Genomic DNA, 22,306 nt, shown 5'->3' with positions numbered 1-22,306 from the left:
ATGAAGATCACCAGAATTTTATCATTCGTGCTGCTTATAGTTATTGCAGCCTCCTGCGGAAGTAAAAAGAAAGTAGTTACGCGTAAAAAGGAGGAGATCAGCATAGATAACAGGGGAGAAGAAAACCGGCAAACCCCGGCTGAGGTCGTGGATGATGTAAAGGAAGAAATCCCGGCAAAAACCTATCATTATAAGATTGAGGATTATATCAGGGAATTTGCGCCCATCGCACAGGAAGAAATGAGCCTGTATAAGATTCCTGCCAGCATTACCCTGGCCCAGGGTATTCTGGAATCTGGGGCTGGTAACGGGGATCTAACCCGGAGAGCTAATAACCATTTTGGCATCAAATGCCATGACTGGAACGGGCAGAAAGTCTATCATGACGATGACCGACGGGGAGAATGTTTCAGAAAGTACAAACATGCGCGCTATTCCTATAGAGATCACTCCTTATTCTTATCGGGAAGGGGCAGGTATGCGTTTTTATTTGATCTGGATGCCGATGATTATAAAGGATGGGCGAAAGGTTTGAGAGAAGCGGGTTATGCCACAGATCGCAGATATCCCGATAAACTTATCGATCTTATTGAACGCTATGAACTGTACAAATATGATTCAGAAATAACCCGGCGGCCGGCACCTGCTTACGTGGAAAAATCCAGGGAGAGTTCAGGTACGCACGTGGTGCAAAAAGGAGATACTTTATATTCTATTTCCAGAAAATATAATACACCGGTAGAAGAGATAAAAAAAATGAACGGACTCAATGGTAATACGATCTCCATTGGTCAGATCTTAAGTGTTAAATAAACATTGCTTTTTGGAAGCTTTCCGCCTTCAAAATTATTTGAGTCAGAGAGCAGTTCAGAAGAAACATTGAAAATACGATTTATGATTTATAAGAGAAGTAGCCAGTTATTCACAGAAGCACAAAAGGTAATTCCAGGCGGAGTGAATTCTCCTGTTAGAGCTTTTAAGGCGGTTGGGGGAGAACCTGTTTTTGTGGAAAGAGCTGAAGGTGCCTATTTGTATGATGAAGATGGAAATAAACTCATAGACTATATTAATTCGTGGGGGCCTCTTATACTGGGTCATGCTCATAAGCCTGTTCTGGATGCGATTATAAATAAGGCAAAAAAAGGTACATCCTTTGGTACTCCTACAGAGATCGAAACAAAGATCGCCGAACTGGCGGTGAAAATGGTGCCGAATATCGATAAGATTAGAATGGTGAATTCCGGGACAGAGGCATGTATGAGTGCCGTTCGTTTGGCTCGCGGTTTCACCGGGAAGGAAAAGATCATCAAATTCGCCGGTTGTTATCACGGTCATAGTGACTCTTTTCTAATCCAGGCGGGTAGTGGAGCAGTTACTTTTGGCACACCAAACAGTCCAGGGGTTACCCAGGGAACTGCTAAGGATACCCTGCTTGCCAGGTATAACGATCTTGAAAATGTAAAGGAACTGGTAGAGGCGAATAAAGATGAGATCGCCTGTATCATTATAGAACCTGTTGCGGGAAATATGGGATGTATCCCTCCGGCGGAAGGTTTTTTAGAAGGACTTCGTGAGATCTGTGATGAGACAGGAATTTTATTGGTTTTTGACGAGGTAATGACCGGTTTCAGACTGGCGCCCGGCGGAGTGCAGGAAAGGGCAGGAGTTAACGCAGATATTATTTGCTTCGGAAAAGTGATAGGCGGAGGATTACCTGTAGGTGCATTTGCCGCACGAAATGAGATCATGGATTATCTTGCACCAATCGGGCCGGTATATCAGGCCGGTACCCTGAGTGGGAATCCATTGGCTATGGCCGCAGGTCTGGCTATGCTTACTGAACTGGATTCTAAAAGAGAGATCTTTAAAAGTATCGATAAGAAAACGGAATACCTGCATAAAGGAATGGAAAAAGTACTGTTGAAGAATAATATCGATTTTACCATCAATCGGGAAGGATCGATGATCTCGGTTCATTTTGGAAAAGAACCGGTAAGAGATTTTGACTCCGCAGCCAGATCAGCGAACCTTGGAATTTTCAATAAATTTTTCCACGGAATGCTGGAAAATGGGATATATATTGCGCCAAGTGCTTATGAAACCTGGTTTATTAGTGATGCTCTCTCTTATGAAGATCTGGATAAGACTATTGAAGCGACAGATAAAGTAACCCAGGAATTCTAAGACTTTAAGTTTGATAAAATTGGATCCGGAAAACTAAAGTCTTCCGGATTTTTATTTTCAGAACTTTCTCTGCTTAAAATAATACTGTTTGTCTTCTTCGGTGATCTCCCTGATCGCCCGGCAGGGATTCCCGGCGGCAATAACATTAGAAGGAATATCTTTTGTGAGAACACTCCCGGAGCCTATAACGGTATTATCACCAATTGTAATCCCGGGATTGACTACCGTATTTCCTCCAATCCAGACATTATTTCCAATACTTACGGGAATGGCATATTCCCAGCCCTGATTTCTTTTTTCAGCATCTTTTGGATGCCCTGCGGTGAAGATGCTCACATTTGGAGCAAGCATCACGTTATTTCCGATGGTCACCTTTGCGCAATCCAGGATGACACAATTGTAATTAGAATAAAAATTATCTCCCAGGAAGATGTTATAGCCATAATCACAGTAGAAGGGAGATTCTATATGGAGATTTTCAGTACTGGAGCCAAGTAATTTTTGCAGGAGTTTTTTTCGTTTTGCAACGAATTTCGGAGAAATGGAATTTAAATCGAAACAAAGGCTTTGTGCCGCCAACCGCTCCCGGGTAAGTATTTTATCTGAGGCAATATATGGCTGTTGCGAAAGCATTTTTTCTTTTTCTGACGCCATATCTGGAATTTTAAGTTTATTTCATATTCAGTAATTCCTCAAGGTAAGTTCGGGAATTAGAAAGTCTTGGAACTTTATGCTGCCCGCCAACCCGGTTGTGTTTCTTTAGCCAGTCATAAAACAGGTCTTTTCGTGCCATATGAATGGTTGGCATATTCAGGGTCATATTGTTATAGCGCTTTGCTTCGTAATCGCTGTTTACTTCCTGCAAGGCGAGATCAAGTTGATGTGTGAAATTGTCAATATCCTTAGGCGGAGTTTTAAATTCCACGATCCATTCGTGAGCTCCCTTTTCCCTGCCTTCCATAAAAATTGGGGCTACGGTATAATCTATGATCTCACAATTGGTCATAAGACATACTTTCTTAAGGGCAGACTCTGCATTTTCAATGATCAATTCCTCACCGAACACATTAATATGGTGCTTTGTCCTTCCCGAAACTTTAACCCGGTATGGACTTGTATTGGTGAACCTCACCGTATCTCCAATTTTATAACGCCAGAGGCCGGCATTGGTGGTAATGACCACGGCATAATTTTTACCTATTTCCACCTCGCTTAATGGAATTGCCATCTCTTCGTCTGTACCATACGCATCCATTGGGATAAATTCATAAAAGATCCCGTAATCCAGCATCAGCAAGAGTTCTTTAGTGTCATTGTGATCCTGGCAGGCGAAAAATCCTTCAGAAGCATTATAGATCTCATAAAATCTAAAATCTTCTTTAGGTAGGATCTTCTGATACTGGGAGGCATAAGGCTCAAAGCTTACTCCCCCATGAAAATATACTTCCAGGTGAGGCCAGACTTCAAAAAGGCTTTGCTTGCCGGTAGTTTCCAGGACATTATTAAGCAAAACCAACATCCAGCTGGGTACACCGGCCAGACTGGTTACTTTTTCCTTAATTGTTTCATTAACAATAGCCTGCATTTTATATTCCCAGTCATGCATTAAGGACACTTCATTACTCGGCGTACTGCTGAATTCAGCCCAGAAAGGCATATTATCGATCAGGATCGCCGAAAGATCTCCATAAGAAGTACCATTTTCCTGATAAAGTTCCTTGCTTCCACCCAGTCTCAGGCTTTTTCCGGTAAATAACTGAGATTGCGGATTGTTATTAAGGTAAATACATAAAAGATCCTTTCCTGCCGCATAATGGCAGTCTTCGAGCGAATCCTGGCTTACCGGGATAAATTTGCTCTTGGCACTTGTAGTTCCACTGGATTTGGCAAACCATTTAATAGGTGTGGGCCAGAAGATATTATTTTCTCCTTTACGGCTGCGTTCGATCAAGGCTTCATAATCTTCATATTTCTGGATGGGAACACGCTGCCGGAAAGTTTCATAAGAATTAATTTCAGAAAATTTATAACGCCTACCGTATTCAGTGTTTTTAGCCTTTATAAGAAGATTCTTAAGCAGTTCATTCTGAACTTCATGAGGATACTTAATGAACAATTCCATTTGATGAATTCTCTTTTTGAGAAACCATGAAGCTATAGAGTTTACTAAGGGAATTGGCATTATTCTTCTTATCTTTAACGCTTATATTTAAAGGGCGTTCGGTTAATTGGTTAAAAATAAACGAAACTTTGAAGCCTGCAAAAAATTCAGTCAGTCTTAAAACAAAATTTTAATGAGATACGAAGGAGTTCTAACGAAGATGAGAACAGAAATTACTGATGTGGTTCAGTACTACCTGGTCTGGGAAAACGATTTTATCAACATGAACCAGATGATTGGTAAGAAAATGAGCCTTAATTTTCTTAGGTATCAGTGTCTCAATTGCGGGTTGGAAAAGAAGATCTACCGGCAGGGCTTTTGTTATGACTGTTTCGGCGCTATCCCTCAAGCCGGGGATTGGGTGATCAATCCTGAATTAAGCAGGGCCCATTTAGACGAAGAAGATCGTGATCTTGAATTTGAAAAAAGAGCCCAGTTAAGACCACACGTTGTCTACCTGGCCAATTCCAGTGATGTTAAGGTTGGGGTCACCAGGAAAAGCCAGATCCCTACAAGGTGGATAGACCAGGGGGCGCATGAAGCGATCGAGATCGTGGAAGTTCCTAACCGTTATCTGGCGGGTATTACCGAGGTTGCTTTAAAGGAACATGTCTCAGATAAGACCAACTGGAGAAAGATGCTTACAAATGATGTACTGGACCTGGACCTGGCTGAAGAGCGTGAGAAATTAAAGGAATTTATCCCGGAGGAAGCTAAAGAATATTACCTGGCGAGCAATAAAGAAACTGAGATTAAATTTCCGGTAGAGGAATTCCCCGAAAAGATAAAATCCCTGAACCTGGTCAAAAATCCTTTTTATGAAGGTATTTTGAAAGGTATTAAAGGGCAGTACCTGATCTATGGTGACGGCACTGTTTTTAATGTGCGTGGTAATGAAGGATTAGTTGTGGAGTTGAAGGTTCTTGTGTAAACAAGTATCTCACGAGACCCTGAAACTTCCGATACTTCAGGTTATGGTAGTTCCAAATGTTTAAGAGATTTCTCCTGCGCTTCGCTCCGTCGAAATGACCAATTAGTAATTCCGTCATGCTGAACTTGTTTCAGCATATTCTTTTTAAATTGATTTCAGCATCGCAGGTCCTCCAGAAACTCCCGAAACTTCAGGTAATGGAAGTTCCAAATGTCCAGGAGATTTCTGCTGTGCTTTGCTTCGTCGAAATGGCAATTATAAGTATTGTCATGCTGAACTTGTTTCAACATCTCCTTTCAGAATTTATTTCAGCATCTCAGGTAATCCAGAGATTCCAGACGCTTCTCATTATGGAAATTCCAATTGTCCATGAGATTTCTCCTGCGCTTCGCTTCATCGAAATGACAATTGCAGGGTATCGCAGAACATAATATCTCTTCACTTTATTAAAAAAGCCAATCTGCTCGAAAGCATTAGTTTTGCTTAGTAGTGTCAGTTTTTTTCTTCGAATTTTTTAAAATTCCTCCCAGAATATTTCTTGCGGCATCCTGCACCTGCTTCTGTTGAGAAATGGAGTCGCGCATTGGCGGAATCCTGGTTGCAGTAGAATCTCCCTTCTTATTGCCGGCAACGGTAGTATCATTTTTAACAAATGGTTTATTAGGATCTCTTTTCCCCTGCAGGATATCGTTAATGGCATCTACAGCCTTGTCCTCAAGATTTCGTCTTTGTTGTTCCACAACTTTTTGCGTAAGGCTGTTAACTGCCTGCTGCATATTCAAATTAATCTGTGGACTGCTAAAATTACCTCTAATACCAATTGGTAATTCCACCATTGTATTTTCAATATTTTCTCCACTTAACTTACCCAGGGTTGCGCCTACTTCAGAGCCAAGATATTTTGCCGGAACATCTAGCTTGAGATCATAATTCATATTCATATCAAAACCGTGACTTCCCGAAACCTGGAATTTAATTCCTTTTATATCAAAATCGAAAGGAGCAACCTCGACCATTCCGTCATTAAACGTTAGACGTGTTTTTAATTTGTTCAGATCTATTTTGCTGAAATCAATAAAATTCAACTGGCTATTTAGTTTAGAAAGTAAGGCTGCTTTCTGGGGATTGATCTCGGCGGTCAATAATTCAGCCAGGGCATTTCCAGCGATACTGGCAAGTTGAGGGGTGAAGTCTTCATTTAGATTTCCCTTTAGGTTCACCGTAGACTGTAATTTCCCTTCGATTGCCGTGGCTAACGGGGCAAGACTCTGCATTAATTCCAGACCCTGGAAGGAGGATGCAATATCAAGGGAATTCAAATCAAGGTTCATTTCAAAAATCGGAGTGGGATTTTTGGTAGAAACCAGTCCGTTAGCACCAATACTACCATTAAAAATATTGGTAGTAACATTTTTAAGGCTGGCGGTTTCATCACGTATTACCAGGACCCCTTTGGCATTCTTTAATTCCAGGTTGTCGTATAAAACGGTATTCGCATCAAAATTAAGTTCCATATCCAGGAACGATGGAATTTTTACAGCCTCCTTTCCGGTATTTTTGGCAACCGTCCTATCATTTCCATTTTCATCTTTCGTGGTGATCTCTTCGGTTTCAGCTACCATAAAATCATTGACCGAGAAAGTATTGGATTTTACCTGGAAGTTTCCTTTCAGCTGCTCATCTGTAAGTAGAAAACCAATTAAGTTCTGCAAGCTACCGGTCGCGTTTATATCGGTCTTACCCGTGGTCATTTTCAAGTCCGGAATACGAACATCTCCCTGATTAAAGTTCATTTCGGCATTGGAGATCTTAACCTCATTAGGTATTTCGGGGGATGAATATCTAAAATCTGTAATCGTCGCAGTTCCGCTACTATTCACATTCTGATATCTTTCATTTTCGATAGAATTCATATCAAAACTCGTTTTAATATCGGCGGTAAGAATTCCATTTAGATCCTGTTCCAGATCCAGGGGATAAGCCCGGGTAATATTGGCCAGGTTCACCGTGCCTTTTAAGGCAAGATCAATAAGCATGTTTTCTGTAATATTCCTGATTTTCCCCTTAGCCAGAAACTTATCCTGATCTATTCTGAAGGTGGCATTATTTATATCGATATAGGTTTCTTCGGCAATACCAACATCATTCATTACTTCTATATCCAGGTTAATATCTTCTACACTCTTCGGAAGATCAGGATATTTAAAGGATGCATTACTAGAAGTGATTTTTATGTCTATTTTTGGAATATAAAGTTCATCAGCCTTGCCAAAGATCCTTCCATTCACCACAAAGTCTCCGTTGGTTTCGACATTTTCAATATTTTTAGCGTAGATCTCGGGAATTACAGCAAGGAAATTTTTGAAGTCTGAAGAAGGAGTTTTAAAGGTAAGGTCCATCTCTGTATTATCCTCGTTGACTTTAACATATCCATCAAAAGTTAAGGGTAGTTGATTTACTTTGGCTTCATTTTCCAGGAAGGTATATGTACTGGTAGAAAGGTCTATCTGGAGAACCGCATTAAGACTCACGGGATTTTGATTTAAATAATTCACCTCGTCATAATCCAGGGATACCAAAGCTTCAGAATAGGTATCCAGTTCAGATTGATCCATGGAAAAATCTCCATTCCCTTCGTGATTCAGGTTTTCAATATCCAGGAATACTTTTGAAGACTTATCATCATATTTAACCCGGGAATTATTGATCTCGTAGTGTTTAAGATCAAGGGAAAAGGGTTTTCCAGATGAAGCTGAAGTGGTCGTATCCTCAATTGCAATATCATAATTTGTATTTCCCAGGGAATCAACCTTAATATTGATATAGGCGTTATTGAGACTCAGCTTATCTATCTTTTTGGCCTTCTCACTGCTTTTGAAGAGCTCGTTGACAGACATTTCCAGGGTAACTTCCTCACCCAGGGCAAGGGTGTCGCCTTTGAACGGTTCATTGTTGATAATACTTATATCCTTGATCACAAGCGTGGCTTTAGGAAAACTTCGAAACATACTAAGGTCTATATCTTCAAAATCCACCTGGGCATTGAGATTCTGGTTCATTGTTTTCTTTACCAGATCCTTTAATTGTGATTCAAAAACAAATGGGGCCACGATCAATAATATAAGGATCGTTAAAATTGCAAATCCGAGTATTTTTAATGCTTTTTTCATCTGTTTTAAATATTATTTAAGCGACAATCTGAAATTGTCACGATTTTTAAATATTAATTTATATTTCCTGATACTGCAGTTCCTCTGAAGCTTTCAGATCAAAATAACGTCTCAAGCCATATACTGCGGCATACAGAAATGGTGTATCAAGGGCAGCGATAAGTACTTTGAACAGGAATCCGCTAAGGAGCAGATCGCCAAACAGTTCCCAATCTATCTTTCCAAAACTACAGAGCAAAAATAACACCGAAAAAGTATCCACGAACTGAGATAGAAAAGTGGAAAAATTATTACGCAACCATAAATGCCTGCCTTTGGTAAGTCTTTTCCAGAAGTGGAAAAGCTGAATATCTATGTACTGCGCCAGTAAATATGCGACCATAGAAGCGAATACAGCGATCGCGGTGGCTCCAAATACCTTTTCGAATAAAGAATTTCCAATGGGTGACCAGACCGTGGCAGGAACAGCATCTGCAATATATATTATCAATAAAGAAAAGAATGAAGCGAAAATTCCCGTAGTGACCACCTGGTTAGCTTTTTTCTTTCCGTAAACCTCACTAATAATATCAGTAATTAAGAAAGTAACCGGATAGGGTAAAATACCTACTGAAACCTCAAAAGTATACAGGCCAAAGAAATCCCAGCTAAAGAACTTTTGAAAGATCAGATTTGATACAACCAGGGAAGCAATAAACAGCGCACTTAGGATCATATAAATTTGCTGCGCTTTAAACTTTTCTTTCCAGTTGAGTTCTGTCAAATTTTGTTATTAAGTCTTTAATCAAAAATAAGAGTATGTGCTTTTGTTTTGCTTAATTTGCTGTGAAATTATTTTGCACTACCTATTAAAATTTTCTTAAACCGCCTTGAAATCCCCTAAAACAGTAATATTAGCACTGGGAAGTAACCTTGGTGACCGCCTAGGTTACATGCAATTGGCCCTTGAAAAGATACATCAAAACATTGGATGGATCCTGGAAGTTTCAAAAATTTATGAAACACCTGCCTGGGGTTTTAATGGTAATTCTTTCTTTAACGCCTGTGTCTCTGTTTCTACCCGGCTGGATGCCCAACAGGTGCTGGCCGAGATTCTGAATATTGAGAATGAATTGGGCAGAGAGCGAAATAATACCGGAACTTACCTGAACAGAACTATAGACCTGGATATAATCCTATTTGCTGAGGAGGTAATTGAACAGGAAAATTTGCAGGTACCACATCCGGGAATTGCCAACCGCAGCTTTGTCTTGAAACCGCTGAATGATATCGCCCCCAAAGAGAAACATCCCGTACTAAAGAAAACCTTTAGTGAATTGCTAGGCGATACCAGTGATACTTCACAAATTTCTGTGGCGAGTGAAAAATTACAAAAGCCCGAAATGAATTTTCATTTTCCGGCTTGCAATTATATCGCTGTAGAGGGAAATATTGGAGCGGGAAAGACCAGTTTTTCTACGATGGTATCAGAGGATTTCAATGCTAAACTAATCCTGGAGAGATTTAAGGACAACCCTTTTCTTCCCAAATTCTATGAAGATAAAGACAGGTATGCGTTCTCACTGGAAATGTCATTCCTGGCAGACCGGTATCAACAACTTTCAGATGACCTGGCTCAATACGACCTCTTTAAGGATTTCGTGATCTCAGACTATGATGTTTTTAAATCGCTCATCTTTGCTAAGATCACGCTTCATGAAGATGAATATTCCCTGTATCACAAACTTTTTCACTTGATGTACAAGGAATTGGTGAAACCGGAATTGTACATATACCTGTATCAGAATACAGATAGGTTGCTTGAGAACATCAAAAAACGCGGCCGGGATTATGAACAAAATATCCAGCCCGAATATTTAATAGATATCAACAAAAGTTACCTGAATTTCATTAAATCTCAAAGCAACATGAAGGTCCAGGTAATTGATATTTCTGGTTTGGATTTTGTTTCGAATCGTAAAGACTACCTGTGGCTACTCCAGGAGATCGATAAAGCGGTGAATTAGTGATTTAGAACTTTGATCTTAGAAAACAGGTCCCATAATACCACCCCGGTACTTACCGAAATATTTAAAGAATGTTTGCTACCCAGCTGAGGAATTTCTATAACGCCATCACTGGCCGAAACTACTTTCTGCTGTACGCCTTTAACTTCATTGCCAAAGATCACTGCACAGGTTTTATCCACTTCAGGCTGAAAATCGTTCAACATCACGGCACCTTCTGCCTGTTCAATAGAATAGACCAGGATGCCGTCAGCTTTTAGTTTGTTTACCAGTTCTACAGTATCTTTCGCATATTCCCAGGCCACAGTTTCAGTAGCGCCGAGAGCAGTTTTTTGAATGTCTTTATGAGGTGGTTGAGCAGTAATCCCACAGAGAAATATTTTCTGAATTAGAAAAGCATCGGCAGTACGAAAAACAGAACCAATATTATTCAGACTTCTAACATTATCCAGAATTACAATAATAGGCGTCTTCTCAGCCTCTTTGAACTCCTGTACGCTTTTGCGATCCAGCTCGGCATTTTTCAGTTTTCTTCTGTTCATGCGGCAAAAATAGGAAAATGAAACATCAATAGATAACATTTAAGGATGTCTGAAATTCATAATTTTGGATGGTTTTTGCTAAATTTATACCTGATTGCTCTCCAAATCTATTTTCTCTTTACCTCTTTTTGATGATGGTTTTTATAAACATATAAAATCAAAATTATGAGAACTTTCAGAACATTATTAGCAATTGCCATTTTATTTATGGCAACCGGTTTTTCTTTTGGACAGGAAATGAAGGCCGAAAAATATGAAGATCCGCAATGGGTAATGATGGCCCAGATCAAATTCAAGCCTATGAAAAAAGATGCGGCCATGAGTATTGTGCACAATTATTTTATGAAGGCAGACGAGGATGCAGGGATACAGCCACCAACGACTTTTCATATGGTAGGTGGAGATTACGATATGATCGTGGTTTGGGATATGAAGGAAGGCGTGGAAACCCTGAATTATAAGATGACCCCAGATGATGTGAAATGGATGCAGTCTATGGCAAAGGTCGCCGGAGGACAGGATAAGGCCATGGCAAAATTAGACGAGTTTATGTCTTATGTGGATACCTGGGAAAATTCGCTGGCCAGGAGAGAATGAGGCCGGCATTGTTTTAATTGAAATTAATAACTTAGATGGGACAAAATATGTCCCATCTTTATTTTATTATTTATGAGAAATTTTATTCTGCTTGCCCTTTTTCTAATCTTTTGCCTACCAGTTCAAGCCCAGGAAAAATCGAAATTACAGCTACTTGATATATTCGATTATGAATATGTATCAGACCCTCAGATATCGCCCGATGGTAAAAAAATTGTTTACGTAAGGAATTTTAAGGATATCATGACAGATAAGAACCTGTCTAACCTCTGGATAGTGAATGCAGATGGTTCACAAAATCGTCCATTAACCACAGGGAATCAGAATGACCATAATCCCCGCTGGTCCAGGGACGGGAAAAAACTGGTTTTTCAGTCCAATATGCAGAATGAAAAGATGAAACTTTTTCTAATGTGGATGGACTCGAAGGAGTATTTTCCACTTACCAATACTTCTCAAAGTCCGGGACAGGCAGTCTGGTCCAATGATGGTCAATACCTTGCATTTACCATGTTCGTTCCAAAGCAGTCTGAAACTTTTATCAAACTACCTTCAAAACCAGATGGCGCTAAATGGAATGATGCCCCAAAATTTATTGATGAACTCAATTACCGTGGAGATGGCCAGGGTTACCTGAAGGAAGGAAACCGGCAGATATTTGTGATTTCTGCCGATGGTGGTAGTCCCAGACAATTAACGAATTCAGATTTTGATCACGGTACTCCAGACTGGTCTGCAGATGATCAAAAGTTATATTTTTCAGCTAATCTTCATGATAATGCAGATCTTGATCCTTTGAATTCTGAACTCTATGAATTGAAGTTGTCTACAGGGAAGATAGATACACTTACCAACCGGCAGGGCCCCGATACAAATCCCACGATATTTCCCGGCGATAATACTATCGCTTATCTCGGTTTTGACGATGAGTACCTGGGCTACCAAATAAGTAATCTCTATATCCTTGATAAGGATGGTGATCCTAAACTGTTGTCCGGGGATTTCGACCGGGACATCGAAAATATTCAATGGGACGGCAAGGGTAAAGGCTTATATTTCCAGTACAATGACCGTGGTGATACTAAGGTTGGCTACGTGGATCTCAAGGGAAATATAAAACAGGTGGCAGAAGATCTCGGAGGTCTGTCCCTGGGTAGACCTTATAATGCTGCTTCGTTTTCAGTTTCAGATAAAGGCGCGCTGGCTTATACTTATGGCACCTCTCAGAGTCCTGCAGATCTCGCGGTTCTTGATGGGAAAAAGGTGAACAAAATCACCAGTTTGAATGAAGATCTATTCTCTTATCGCGAAAGGGCGAATGTAGAGGAGATCACCTGGAAATCTTCTTATGATGAACGGGATATGCAGGGTTGGCTGGTAACTCCTCCCAATTTTGACCCGTCCAAGAAATATCCTTTTATTCTTGAGATTCATGGAGGTCCTTTTGCCAGTTACGGCAATGTTTTTTCGGCAGAAGTACAGGCATTTGCCGCTGCCGGTTACGTAGTTCTGTATTCCAATCCTCGAGGAAGTAGTGGCTATGGGAAAGAGTTCGGTAACCTTATCCACCACGATTATCCTAATCATGATTATGAAGACCTAATGAGCGGCGTAGATGCAGCTATTGAAAAAGGTTTTATAGATGAAGAGAATCTATTTGTAACCGGTGGTAGCGGTGGAGGAGTATTAACTGCCTGGATCGTAGGTAAAACCGATAGGTTTCGTGCCGCCGTGGTCGCCAAGCCGGTAATTAACTGGTATAGTTTTGTTCTTTATGCAGATAATCCTGCCTTCTTTAGTAAATACTGGTTTCCCAATAAACCATGGGAAGATCCCGAGCCATATTTGAAAAGATCTCCATTGTCTTATGTAGGAAATATAAATACGCCTACCATGTTATTGACCGGGGAGGAAGATTACAGAACACCCATTGCTGAGTCTGAGCAATTATATGCCGCTTTAAAACTGGAAGGGGTAGAAACGGCGATGGTTAGAATTCCAGGTGCTTCTCATGGAATTGCCAATAAACCCAGCAATCTCATAGCTAAGATCGCCAGTATCCTGGCCTGGTTTGAGAAATATAGAACCTAGCCCTGGCATTATAAAAGCGATATTTTACCAGTACAGGCCGGCTATTCTAAATAGCCGGCCTTCTTATATCCAGGCATATTCAGATCTTATTGAAATCTCTAAAAATAAAGGTCATGATTAATATTCCTGAAAAAATATATAAAGTCTAAATACTTGTTATACAATATTTTAGTAGATTAGGAGAGCGATCGGGATTTTAGATGTTTTAGTAATGCCGGTCTGGAAACCTGCATTCAAGGTTTCATAATTTATTAACCACCAAAATTTTTGAACTATGAAAGAGGAAAGTTCACCCTGGTCAAAGACAGAGCTGCAGATTTACATTTTATTACTGTGCGCTAATGCCGATTCGGTAATGACTGAAGAAGAACTGAAATTGGTGAGATCTAAGACCGATAAAGAAACTTTTGACCGTTTGTTTGCCGAATTCACTGAAGATACTGAAGAAGAAAGTCTGGAAAAGATCCAGGATAACCTGGTATTGCATGAATACTCGCATAAAGAGCTGGGAGAGCTAAGAAAGGAAATGTTTGAGATCTTCTTTTCTGACAAGAAATTTAGCATGATGGAGAACACGCTAGATAAAATACTGGATAATATCCTCTATTAAAAGCCTGCAAACCTGGATAGAGAATTTGCAATCATCCCCCGAAAGATTAATTATGGAAAAACCGGAAATAAAACCCTCGGCACATCTAAAGAATAAGCATACAGATGATCTAATTGACCATTATTGGGGTAGCATTAGTTATGTTTCCAGTCTTATCAAAGCTTCAGAAATAAAAGCAGGCCTTATCCTTTCCTTTTACGGGATTCTTTTAAATTTTGTCTATCAGGACCTGGACCTTGTACTGGGACATTTTGATAACAATACCATAATTTACATTCTGCTAACGGTCTGGTTTAGCTGTGCTGTAATTTCAATGTATTATAGCATACGTTGTTTTATGCCACGGATAGAGTCGAAGTACGATCGGAATATTTTCTTCTTTGGTGACGTTATTTCCAAATTTGGGGATATCAAGGAATTCTCAAGAACCTTCTTCAATATAAGTGTAGACGAAGATCAATTATTTGACCAATTAGGTCAGCAAATTTTTATAAATGCCAAGATCGCGAACCTTAAATTCAAAAATGTTCAAAAAGCCTTAAAATTTCTGGCTATTCAGTTTTCATTGTTGCTTTTAATCGTGATCTATTATGTGGCGGTCACCTTTATTTAAAACTAGTGATCAATCATTTAATCTCTGAAATAATCTAACAATCAATTAATTAAAAATATGACTAAGCTGGTTCAACATATATGAGATCCTGGAAGTTTCCAACAGCACAGACCATACTTCTTATAATTTCTGCTATGGCTGCAATAGCAACGTGGTTTGTTCCTGCCGGGCAATATGCGATGTTGAGTTATGATGAAGGCAAGGACCAGTTCCAGGTGGTCACGCAACAGGAAGTCCGGATTCTTCCTGTTACCCAGGAAACGCTTAATGAACTGGGTATAAAAATTCCTCTGGAGAACTTCAGGAGTGGAGCAATATATAAACCCATAGGAATTCCAGACACCTACCGCCAGGTAGATGCAGATCCCCAGGGAGTATTTGAATATGCACAGGCGCCGGTTAAAGGGATGATCGAGACTGCTAACATTATTTTTCTGCTGCTTATTATAGGGGGTTTAATAGGGGTTATTAATTATAGTGGCGCTTTTAATGCTGGAATTGCAGCCCTGGCAGAAGTATTAAAAGGTCGGGAATTCATCCTCATCGTGGCAACTACCTTGTTGGTAGGACTTGGTGGAACTACTTTTGGTTTGGCAGAAGAGACCATTGCCTTTTTACCTATCCTGATTCCCGTATTTCTTGCAGCCAGATATGATGCGGTAGTGGCCGTGGCATCTGTATTTCTTGGTTCCTCGGTTGGCAGTATGTGCTCCACCATCAATCCATTCTCCATTATTATCGCTTCAGAAACTGCCGGTATAGACTGGACTACCGGGTTGGGAGGTAGGATTCTAATGTTTTTTATCTGTTTTACGGTAACTATAATTTTTCTGCTGAATTATGCCCGGAAGGTGAAAGCTGATCCCCGGCGATCTTTCCTCTATGGTTCTGGAAATAAACTGAATCCATTATTAAGAGTACCTGCTAATCCTGATAAAATTCCCCGCTTAACCTCCAGGTTAAAAATAATCCTGGTTGTTTTTAGTGCCTGTTTTTTGCTTATGATCATAGGAGTCTCCAGGCTGGACTGGTGGTTCGAGGAAATGGCCTCTACCTTTTTAGTAGGTGCAATCCTCATTGGATTTATTGCACGCATTCCTGAAGGTAAATTCGTAGAAGTTTTTATAAAAGGGGCGGGGGAACTGCTTGGGGTTTCAGTCATTATTGGTCTGGCGCGGGGTATCACTATTTTAATGAGCGACGGGATGATAAGCGATACTATTCTTTTTCATGCAAGCGAATTTGTTCAAAGTATGGGTAAAGGATTATTTATAAACTCCATTTTCATGGTCTACAATGGCCTGACCTTGTTTATAGCCTCCTCTTCAGGGACGGCAGTTTTAACCATGCCTATTATGGCTCCACTGGCAGATAGTGTGGGGATAGGGCGGGAAATGATCATTAATGCTTATGTATTTGGTAATGGGTTATGTGGTATCATATCTCCAATTGGTATGGTGTTGCCAACCCTGGCCATAGCAAATATTGGTTATGACCGGTGGCTGAAGTTTATCTGGCCATTATTGATAATTCTGGGGATTATCTGTATGCTTTTCTTAAGTATATCGGTCTATTTGCAGTAGTATGGAATAATTGAAATTGCATTTATATAAGTGCAGTATAATTTGAGAATTAGCACATCGGGTTTTTAAAATTTTATTAATTGGTTAAATCAACTTCCAGAAGAATAGAATCTATAGACCTTCTAAGAGGGGTCGTTATGGTGATCATGGCTCTGGATCATGTGCGGGATTATTTTCATATTAATGCTATTGCAGGGAATGATCCCACCAATCTGGATACTACTACGCCAGAACTTTTTTTCACTCGTTTTATCACTCATTTCTGCGCTCCGACCTTCGTTTTTCTAGCCGGTACTTCTGCCTTTCTCTACGGACAGAAAAAGACTAAAAAAGAATTGTTTAAATTTTTAATGTACAGGGGTTTATGGCTCATTTTCGTGGAAATTGTGATTATGAACCTGTTGTGGTGGTTTGATCCTACTTATGGCTTTATAAATTTGCAGGTCATCTGGGCTATAGGAATTAGTATGGTTCTCCTATCGTTGCTGGTATTTTTACCCTGGAAGCTAATCCTATGCATTGGACTGCTTATGGTTCTAGGACATAACTTTTTAGATGAGATAACAACCCGGGGTCAGGATTTTTTTACAGTACTCTGGTACATTACGCACCAGGGCGGTTTTATTAGAACCCCCAACCATCTTATCTTATTTATGTACCCTCTGGTTCCATGGGTTGGGGTGATGGCATTAGGTTATGTTTTTGGACGGTTATACGCCCAAAATTATAATAGTCTAAATAGAAAAAAAATGTTGCTGCTCCTGGGTTTTGGAAGTTTGACCTTGTTTATAATTCTTCGCATACCTAATCTCTATGGCGATCCATCATTATGGGCAGAGCAGGATTCAACAATTTTTTCGATCCTGTCTGTTTTAAATGTAACAAAATATCCACCCTCACTCTTATTTTTACTGGTCACCCTGGGACCGGCATTTTTATTTTTGTATTTCACAGAAAATATAAAGAACAAAATAGTTTCCTTTTTTCTCATTTTTGGACGGGTTCCTTTCTTCTATTATTTATTACACATTTTTATAATACACCTGGCGGCATTACTGGTATTAATGGTCTCCGGAAAAGACTGGACCATCATGATCCTTGATGAGAATATTTTTACCAGTAATGACCTGCAAGGATACGGTTATCCCCTGAGCGTAGTTTACCTGGTATGGATCATAATTGTTTTTCTGCTTTACTTTCCCTGTAAGAAGTATATGGAATATAAACTTCGGAACAAGAATAAATGGTGGCTAAGTTATTTATAGCATGATTTGAAATAGTTTAGATCACTTTATTTAACTTTTTAAAGTTTAAATAATTAATATTCAGTAGATTAGGCTTTTTTAATTTTCGCTCCAAAATACGATCATTCTTAGTTTTAATTATCTGTGGCTGAAGCCCGGTCTTAAACGACCCTGCTCTTAATTAACGGTAATTGTTCTAAGGGAATGCCCAGGCTGTCTCATTAGAAATATTCATTTTCTAAAATCAAAAAACAAGACAGTATGGAAGCTAAACCAACCTCTCTTACCCCGATAAGGGCTACAAAACGAATTCATTCCCTGGACATCATGAGGGGAATCGTACTATTCGGAATTTTACTAATGAACATCAACGGTTTTGGCCTGGCCGGTGCCTATGGAGACCCTACGGTTTCTGGAGGAGCTACGGGCTGGAATCTCTACACCTGGATTGGGACAAACATGTTTTTTGAAGGTACGATGCGTGCCCTGTTCTCCCTTCTTTTTGGTGTTGGTATGTTCATTTTACTCAGCCGCATGGAACAAAAGGGAGCCGGAATAAAAGCTGCCGATATTTATTTCAGAAGATTATTATGGCTTCTGATATTTGGTCTAATTCACGGGTATTTGCTTTTATGGACCGGGGAGATCCTTTACGATTATGCCCTGATGGGATTCCTGGTGTTTTCTTTCCGAAATTTAAAAGCGAAAACCTTGTTGCTGAGCGCTCTTCTGTTGTTCTCTATAGGCACGGTATGGAGTTATTTTGAATATAAGCAGAATATGGAAATGCTGGAACAGGTGGAATTAGCTAATAAATATAAAACTTCGGGCAAACCGCTCACTTCTGAAATGGAGGAAGCCACAGCGAGTTGGGCAGAAATTGAAAAAAGCAGGTCTCCAGAAACGGTAATGGAAACCACCCAGAACATGCGGAAGGATTATTTCTCTGTAGTAGCATTCCTGGCGCCAAAAAATATGGAAACAGATACCAGCTGGTTCTACAGGTATGATGTATGGGACATACTCTCCATGATGCTCCTGGGGATCGCGCTCTTTAAATGGAATATTTTAAGTGCCGGGAAGAGCTATAAATTCTATGGGCTTGCCGTTCTGGTTTGTTACGCAATTGGTTTGAGCGTGAACTATTATGAGGTGAAAAGTATTATTGCCGGGAATTTTTCCTTCCAGGCTATCTCTAAAGCCGGAATTACCTATGACCTGGGAAGACTTTTTGTGGCGATGGGACATGTAGGACTTATTATGATCTTTTGTAAACTACCGGTATTAAAATGGCTGCAGAACTCATTGTCTGCGGTAGGGAAAATGGCGCTTACCAATTATGTGATGCATTCGGTCATTTGCATGTTCATTTTTACCGGGGTAGGCTTTGGACTTTTTGGGACATTTCAACGATATGAACTTCTTTTTATAGTATTTGGCATCTGGATATTTCAGCTAATTGTAAGTCCAATATGGTTGAGGTATTTCTATTTTGGTCCATTGGAGTGGGTATGGAGAAATCTTAGTTATAAAAAGATCCATTTATTAAGAAGAAAGGCTGCAGAACCAGCGGTTGTTCCGGAATCACCAATTGGATGATTTTGGTTTCCAGGTCAGGTCTTTATTACTTCTAGAATTTCAGAAAGTCAATAATTTTATAATATTTTGATATTCAGTCAATTAATTTTAGTGGATATATGCACTTTTTTTGAACTTGATACCTGTAATTTATTGTAAATGAGTAAATTAATATCCTATTAACTATTAACTAAATTTTATTATGAAGAAATTAATTGTATTTATCCTACTATTCCCAATTCTGGGATTCACACAGGAAAAAGATGAAAGCAGGATCTTGCACATGTATGAGTTGGAAATTAAAATGAACGAGCGGGAGAATTTCGAGAAAGGCATGAAAAAATGGAAAGATTGTTATCTCGAAAATAGCGGAAAGGATAATTGGAATGTTTGGAATCGTGTGCAGGGAGCTACGGGAACGGTAGCGGTCACATTTTTTATGGATAAATGGGCAGAGATGGATGAAGCACCAACGGGTGCAGATACCGCCTGCCAATCTATATTCCAGACCGATGTCTTCCCTTACGTGGTAAAAATGGACCATAAAATGGCAGAATCAATGCCGGAATTCAGTAAGAATCCTTCCAGTGGAAATACCGTGGCCTGGGTAAGATTTTTCAGAACTGAAAACTGGAGAGATTTTAAAGATGTAGTGAAAGAAGTTTCCAGTACCTATAAGGAAGCTAAGGGAGAACCACTGGGTTACTGGTATGACTTTATTGGAGGTGATCCGGATGGCCCGGACTACATGGTATCCATGCTGCATAAGAATTTTGCAGGACTTGACGAAGAATGGGATAGCCCATGGGAGATTTATGAGCAGAAGCATGGTAAGGATAAGACGACAAAGATGCAGGAGAAATTCAGATCTTCAGTGGAAGATACCTGGACCTTCGTGTATAAATTGAATGAAAATCTAAGTAATCAATCCCAATAGTTTAGTTTAATTAAGTTGAAGAAAAATGACGCCTTTAAGGGGTCATTTTTTTTGATAACATCCTGAAAACTATCTCAAACGAATGAAATAATCATTTTAAATTTCTGGTTTAAATATAGCTTACCTATTTATAAGTGATGGTCAGTATTTAGGGGGATATCTACTCTTATGTTCTTTCAGATCCTGGTATTGATCATAAAAACGAGATGATTGAAAATGCTTTCTAATTTTACCTTAAGACTATAATATAAATAACCCTCCATGAACTGGAGGGTTATTTTTGAATTTGAAAAAAGATAAGATCTTACTCTAACTGTCTGCATTCACTTTTTTATTTACTTCATCACGAATAAGAGCAAACTCAATAGAATTAAATCTTTCCTCAGAGATCTCTTCATATAATTCCATGGCTTCCTCTGTATTTCCGGCCTTCTCATTGATTTTCGCCATCCAGTATTTATCGTGGATATAGTCTTCGTCTGTTTGCTTTATGTGTTCCAGGGCTTTATCTGTATTCCCCATGTGATAATTGATCACAGCCAGAGCTCTGTGATAGGGATCAAGCTTATTTGGACTGTTGATAGAGCTCACCGCTTCCCTGATCATCTCAGCTTTCTTAGCCGCTTCCTGGTAATTCTTTTTGCTTACCATAACCATGGCATCCCAATAATGCATAATTGCCTCCTGATTGGCGGTTACTACCGGACTGTTTGCTTCGCTGGTTAATTGTTTGGAAATAGGCTTCATATTACTTACGATCTGCTCCAGTCTTTTAGAATCTCCATCGTGCATGGCAATATGAGCGGCCGTAAAAGAAGCCTGGTATTTAGCGATATTTTTATTGCTTTCAGGTATGTCCAGGGTGTCAAAAGATTTTGTTCCTTCTTCCAGAAATGCCAAAGCATCTTTTGAATTCCCTTCATAAACAAATGTATTGGCCTCTCCACCCAAATTGGTTCCAAATTCACTGGCTGCGCGGGCATCCTTAAAATTTTTCCTTGCTTCTTCATAATTCCCTAATATTGAATTGGCATGACCCGATTTTGCAAGGGCATTCTCATTTTCGGGATCTAATGACGCTGCTTTTTCATAGCTGGCAAGTGCCTGGTCTAATTGATCCTGATCCCGGTAATAATCGCCCATAAGAATATGTGAACGCGGGCTATCTGGAGCTGTTTCTACCAGCATTTCAAAATACTTCTTTGCCTGATCTTTATCTTTAGGGGTATCAAATAAATAAGAGCCTCCCAGGCTGGCCATAGCCGGAACATATTCCGGATTTAGCTCCAGGGCTTTTTTCCAGTGTTCTCTTGCCACTTCTTCCTGATCGTTATTATTGTAATAAACGGCCAGGTTGTCCATTGCCCTGGCAGATTCAGGATACTTTTCCACCATTTTCTTACTTATCTCTAATTCCTTTCCAGTATCACTTTTCATAGAGGCTTCCGTCATATCCATCATCATTACCTCTGCCTCATTTGCCTTTTCGCGCATCGCCATAAACTTATCCCGGTTGTTAGCCCAGTCTTTGGCAGAATTTGCAGTAAAGGACCGGTACATTTGCGCTGAAACGAAATTAGGATCATAATCCAGTGCCTCATCAAATTTAGCCCTGGCTTTTCTTTGATTACCTTCATCAAAATATTTCAGCCCCTCTTCAAAAGCCTCTAAAGCCTCTTCAGAATCGGTGTTTACAGGTAATTCAACTATAGAAGAATCATCTTCTAATTCAGCTTCTGTGCTTTCCTTGCCGGAATCCTTGCAGGAAGCAACCGCTAAAATGCTCGCCAATATGAAGAATATTGGTAGTTTTTTTAAATAAATCATAGTTGTAATTTTAAGGTTGATGTAATAGTTAGTTTGTCTAAGTTAGTGATTTTCAGTAAACAATGCGATTTTAAGCAGGTTCGGAATAAAAAATTTTAACTAAAAATTGCCATGTGGAATTCCATTCTTTCTCTTAATAAATACAAACCATTAAATATTTGTTGCAACTGATATGGTTTTTCAGGCTTTTCATCTTGTTTGTTAATTTAATTTACTGAAATAGAGTATATTA

19 protein-coding genes are annotated in these 22,306 nt (G+C 39.6%); 13 read left to right on the top strand and 6 right to left on the bottom strand.

Annotated elements, in window-relative coordinates:
* The gene (locus FGM01_RS11815) at positions 1–813 is read left to right on the top strand and encodes a glucosaminidase domain-containing protein (RefSeq protein ID WP_143411377.1); all 813 of its coding nucleotides are present in this window, start codon (positions 1–3) and stop codon (positions 811–813) included.
* Positions 814–894: 81 nt separating this feature from the next.
* The gene (hemL, locus tag FGM01_RS11810; protein ID WP_143411376.1) at positions 895–2,184 is read left to right on the top strand and encodes a glutamate-1-semialdehyde 2,1-aminomutase; all 1,290 of its coding nucleotides are present in this window, start codon (positions 895–897) and stop codon (positions 2,182–2,184) included.
* A 57-nt stretch (positions 2,185–2,241) separates the two neighbouring features.
* Here the strand turns inward: hemL and FGM01_RS11805 are convergent, their stop codons facing one another.
* Positions 2,242–2,838: a sugar O-acetyltransferase gene (locus FGM01_RS11805; RefSeq protein WP_143411375.1), complete on the bottom strand. Its 597-nt coding sequence runs from the start codon at positions 2,836–2,838 to the stop codon at positions 2,242–2,244.
* 16 nt (positions 2,839–2,854) lie between these two features.
* Positions 2,855–4,366 (bottom strand): GH3 auxin-responsive promoter family protein, encoded by a 1,512-nt coding sequence (locus FGM01_RS11800; RefSeq protein WP_143411374.1) that lies wholly within the window; start codon positions 4,364–4,366, stop codon positions 2,855–2,857.
* Between the two features lie 112 nt (positions 4,367–4,478).
* On the opposite strand from FGM01_RS11800, the gene FGM01_RS11795 reads away from it, so the two are divergent.
* Together FGM01_RS11795 and FGM01_RS11790 are read left to right on the top strand one after the other, a co-directional pair.
* On the top strand, positions 4,479–5,276 hold the full coding sequence (locus tag FGM01_RS11795) for a DUF2797 domain-containing protein (protein WP_143411373.1): 798 nt from the start codon (positions 4,479–4,481) through the stop codon (positions 5,274–5,276).
* Positions 5,277–5,392: 116 nt separating this feature from the next.
* Positions 5,393–5,707, top strand: a complete 315-nt coding sequence (locus FGM01_RS11790) for a hypothetical protein (protein ID WP_143411372.1) — start codon at positions 5,393–5,395, stop codon at positions 5,705–5,707.
* Between the two features lie 42 nt (positions 5,708–5,749).
* Here FGM01_RS11790 and FGM01_RS11785 read toward each other — a convergent pair whose 3' ends face one another.
* Entirely contained in the window at positions 5,750–8,446 is a 2,697-nt protein-coding gene (locus FGM01_RS11785) for an AsmA family protein (protein ID WP_143411371.1), read from the bottom strand.
* 58 nt (positions 8,447–8,504) lie between these two features.
* Positions 8,505–9,161, bottom strand: coding sequence for a queuosine precursor transporter (locus FGM01_RS11780; protein ID WP_143411739.1), 657 nt, complete (start codon positions 9,159–9,161; stop codon positions 8,505–8,507).
* A 154-nt stretch (positions 9,162–9,315) separates the two neighbouring features.
* Here FGM01_RS11780 and folK point away from each other — a divergent pair, with 154 nt between their 5' ends.
* Entirely contained in the window at positions 9,316–10,452 is a 1,137-nt protein-coding gene (gene folK, locus FGM01_RS11775) for a 2-amino-4-hydroxy-6-hydroxymethyldihydropteridine diphosphokinase (protein WP_143411370.1), read from the top strand.
* On the opposite strand, the gene FGM01_RS11770 is transcribed toward folK, so the two are convergent.
* Positions 10,449–10,994 (bottom strand): RNA methyltransferase, encoded by a 546-nt coding sequence (locus FGM01_RS11770; RefSeq protein WP_143411369.1) that lies wholly within the window; start codon positions 10,992–10,994, stop codon positions 10,449–10,451. The genes folK and FGM01_RS11770 overlap by 4 nt on opposite strands.
* 165 nt (positions 10,995–11,159) lie before the next feature.
* On the opposite strand from FGM01_RS11770, the gene FGM01_RS11765 reads away from it, so the two are divergent.
* The 8 genes from FGM01_RS11765 (at position 11,160) to FGM01_RS11730 (ending at position 20,247) form a co-directional block, all read left to right on the top strand.
* Positions 11,160–11,591: a hypothetical protein gene (locus tag FGM01_RS11765; protein ID WP_143411368.1), complete on the top strand. Its 432-nt coding sequence runs from the start codon at positions 11,160–11,162 to the stop codon at positions 11,589–11,591.
* Positions 11,592–11,663: 72 nt separating this feature from the next.
* Entirely contained in the window at positions 11,664–13,682 is a 2,019-nt protein-coding gene (locus FGM01_RS11760; RefSeq protein ID WP_143411367.1) for a S9 family peptidase, read from the top strand.
* A 274-nt stretch (positions 13,683–13,956) separates the two neighbouring features.
* A complete protein-coding gene (locus FGM01_RS11755) occupies positions 13,957–14,292 on the top strand; it encodes a hypothetical protein (protein WP_143411366.1) in 336 nt (111 codons plus the stop codon).
* 52 nt (positions 14,293–14,344) lie between these two features.
* Positions 14,345–14,905: a Pycsar system effector family protein gene (locus FGM01_RS11750; protein ID WP_143411365.1), complete on the top strand. Its 561-nt coding sequence runs from the start codon at positions 14,345–14,347 to the stop codon at positions 14,903–14,905.
* Between the two features lie 80 nt (positions 14,906–14,985).
* On the top strand, positions 14,986–16,488 hold the full coding sequence (locus FGM01_RS11745) for a YfcC family protein (protein WP_143411364.1): 1,503 nt from the start codon (positions 14,986–14,988) through the stop codon (positions 16,486–16,488).
* Between the two features lie 80 nt (positions 16,489–16,568).
* Positions 16,569–17,753 (top strand): acetyltransferase domain-containing protein, encoded by a 1,185-nt coding sequence (locus FGM01_RS11740; protein WP_243735798.1) that lies wholly within the window; start codon positions 16,569–16,571, stop codon positions 17,751–17,753.
* Between the two features lie 240 nt (positions 17,754–17,993).
* On the top strand, positions 17,994–19,331 hold the full coding sequence (locus tag FGM01_RS11735; protein WP_208012727.1) for a DUF418 domain-containing protein: 1,338 nt from the start codon (positions 17,994–17,996) through the stop codon (positions 19,329–19,331).
* A 181-nt stretch (positions 19,332–19,512) separates the two neighbouring features.
* Positions 19,513–20,247 carry a hypothetical protein gene (locus FGM01_RS11730; RefSeq protein ID WP_143411363.1) on the top strand — a complete coding sequence of 245 codons (735 nt, stop codon included), beginning with the start codon at positions 19,513–19,515 and terminating at the stop codon, positions 20,245–20,247.
* Positions 20,248–20,556: 309 nt separating this feature from the next.
* Here FGM01_RS11730 and FGM01_RS11725 read toward each other — a convergent pair whose 3' ends face one another.
* The gene (locus FGM01_RS11725) at positions 20,557–22,074 is read right to left on the bottom strand and encodes a tetratricopeptide repeat protein (protein WP_143411362.1); all 1,518 of its coding nucleotides are present in this window, start codon (positions 22,072–22,074) and stop codon (positions 20,557–20,559) included.
* Positions 22,075–22,306 lie beyond the last annotated feature (232 nt).

It is taken from the genome of Christiangramia sabulilitoris (assembly GCF_007050985.1).
Taxonomy (GTDB): Bacteria; Bacteroidota; Bacteroidia; order Flavobacteriales; family Flavobacteriaceae; genus Christiangramia; species Christiangramia sabulilitoris.
This window is presented reverse-complemented; position numbering and strand designations above follow the sequence as displayed.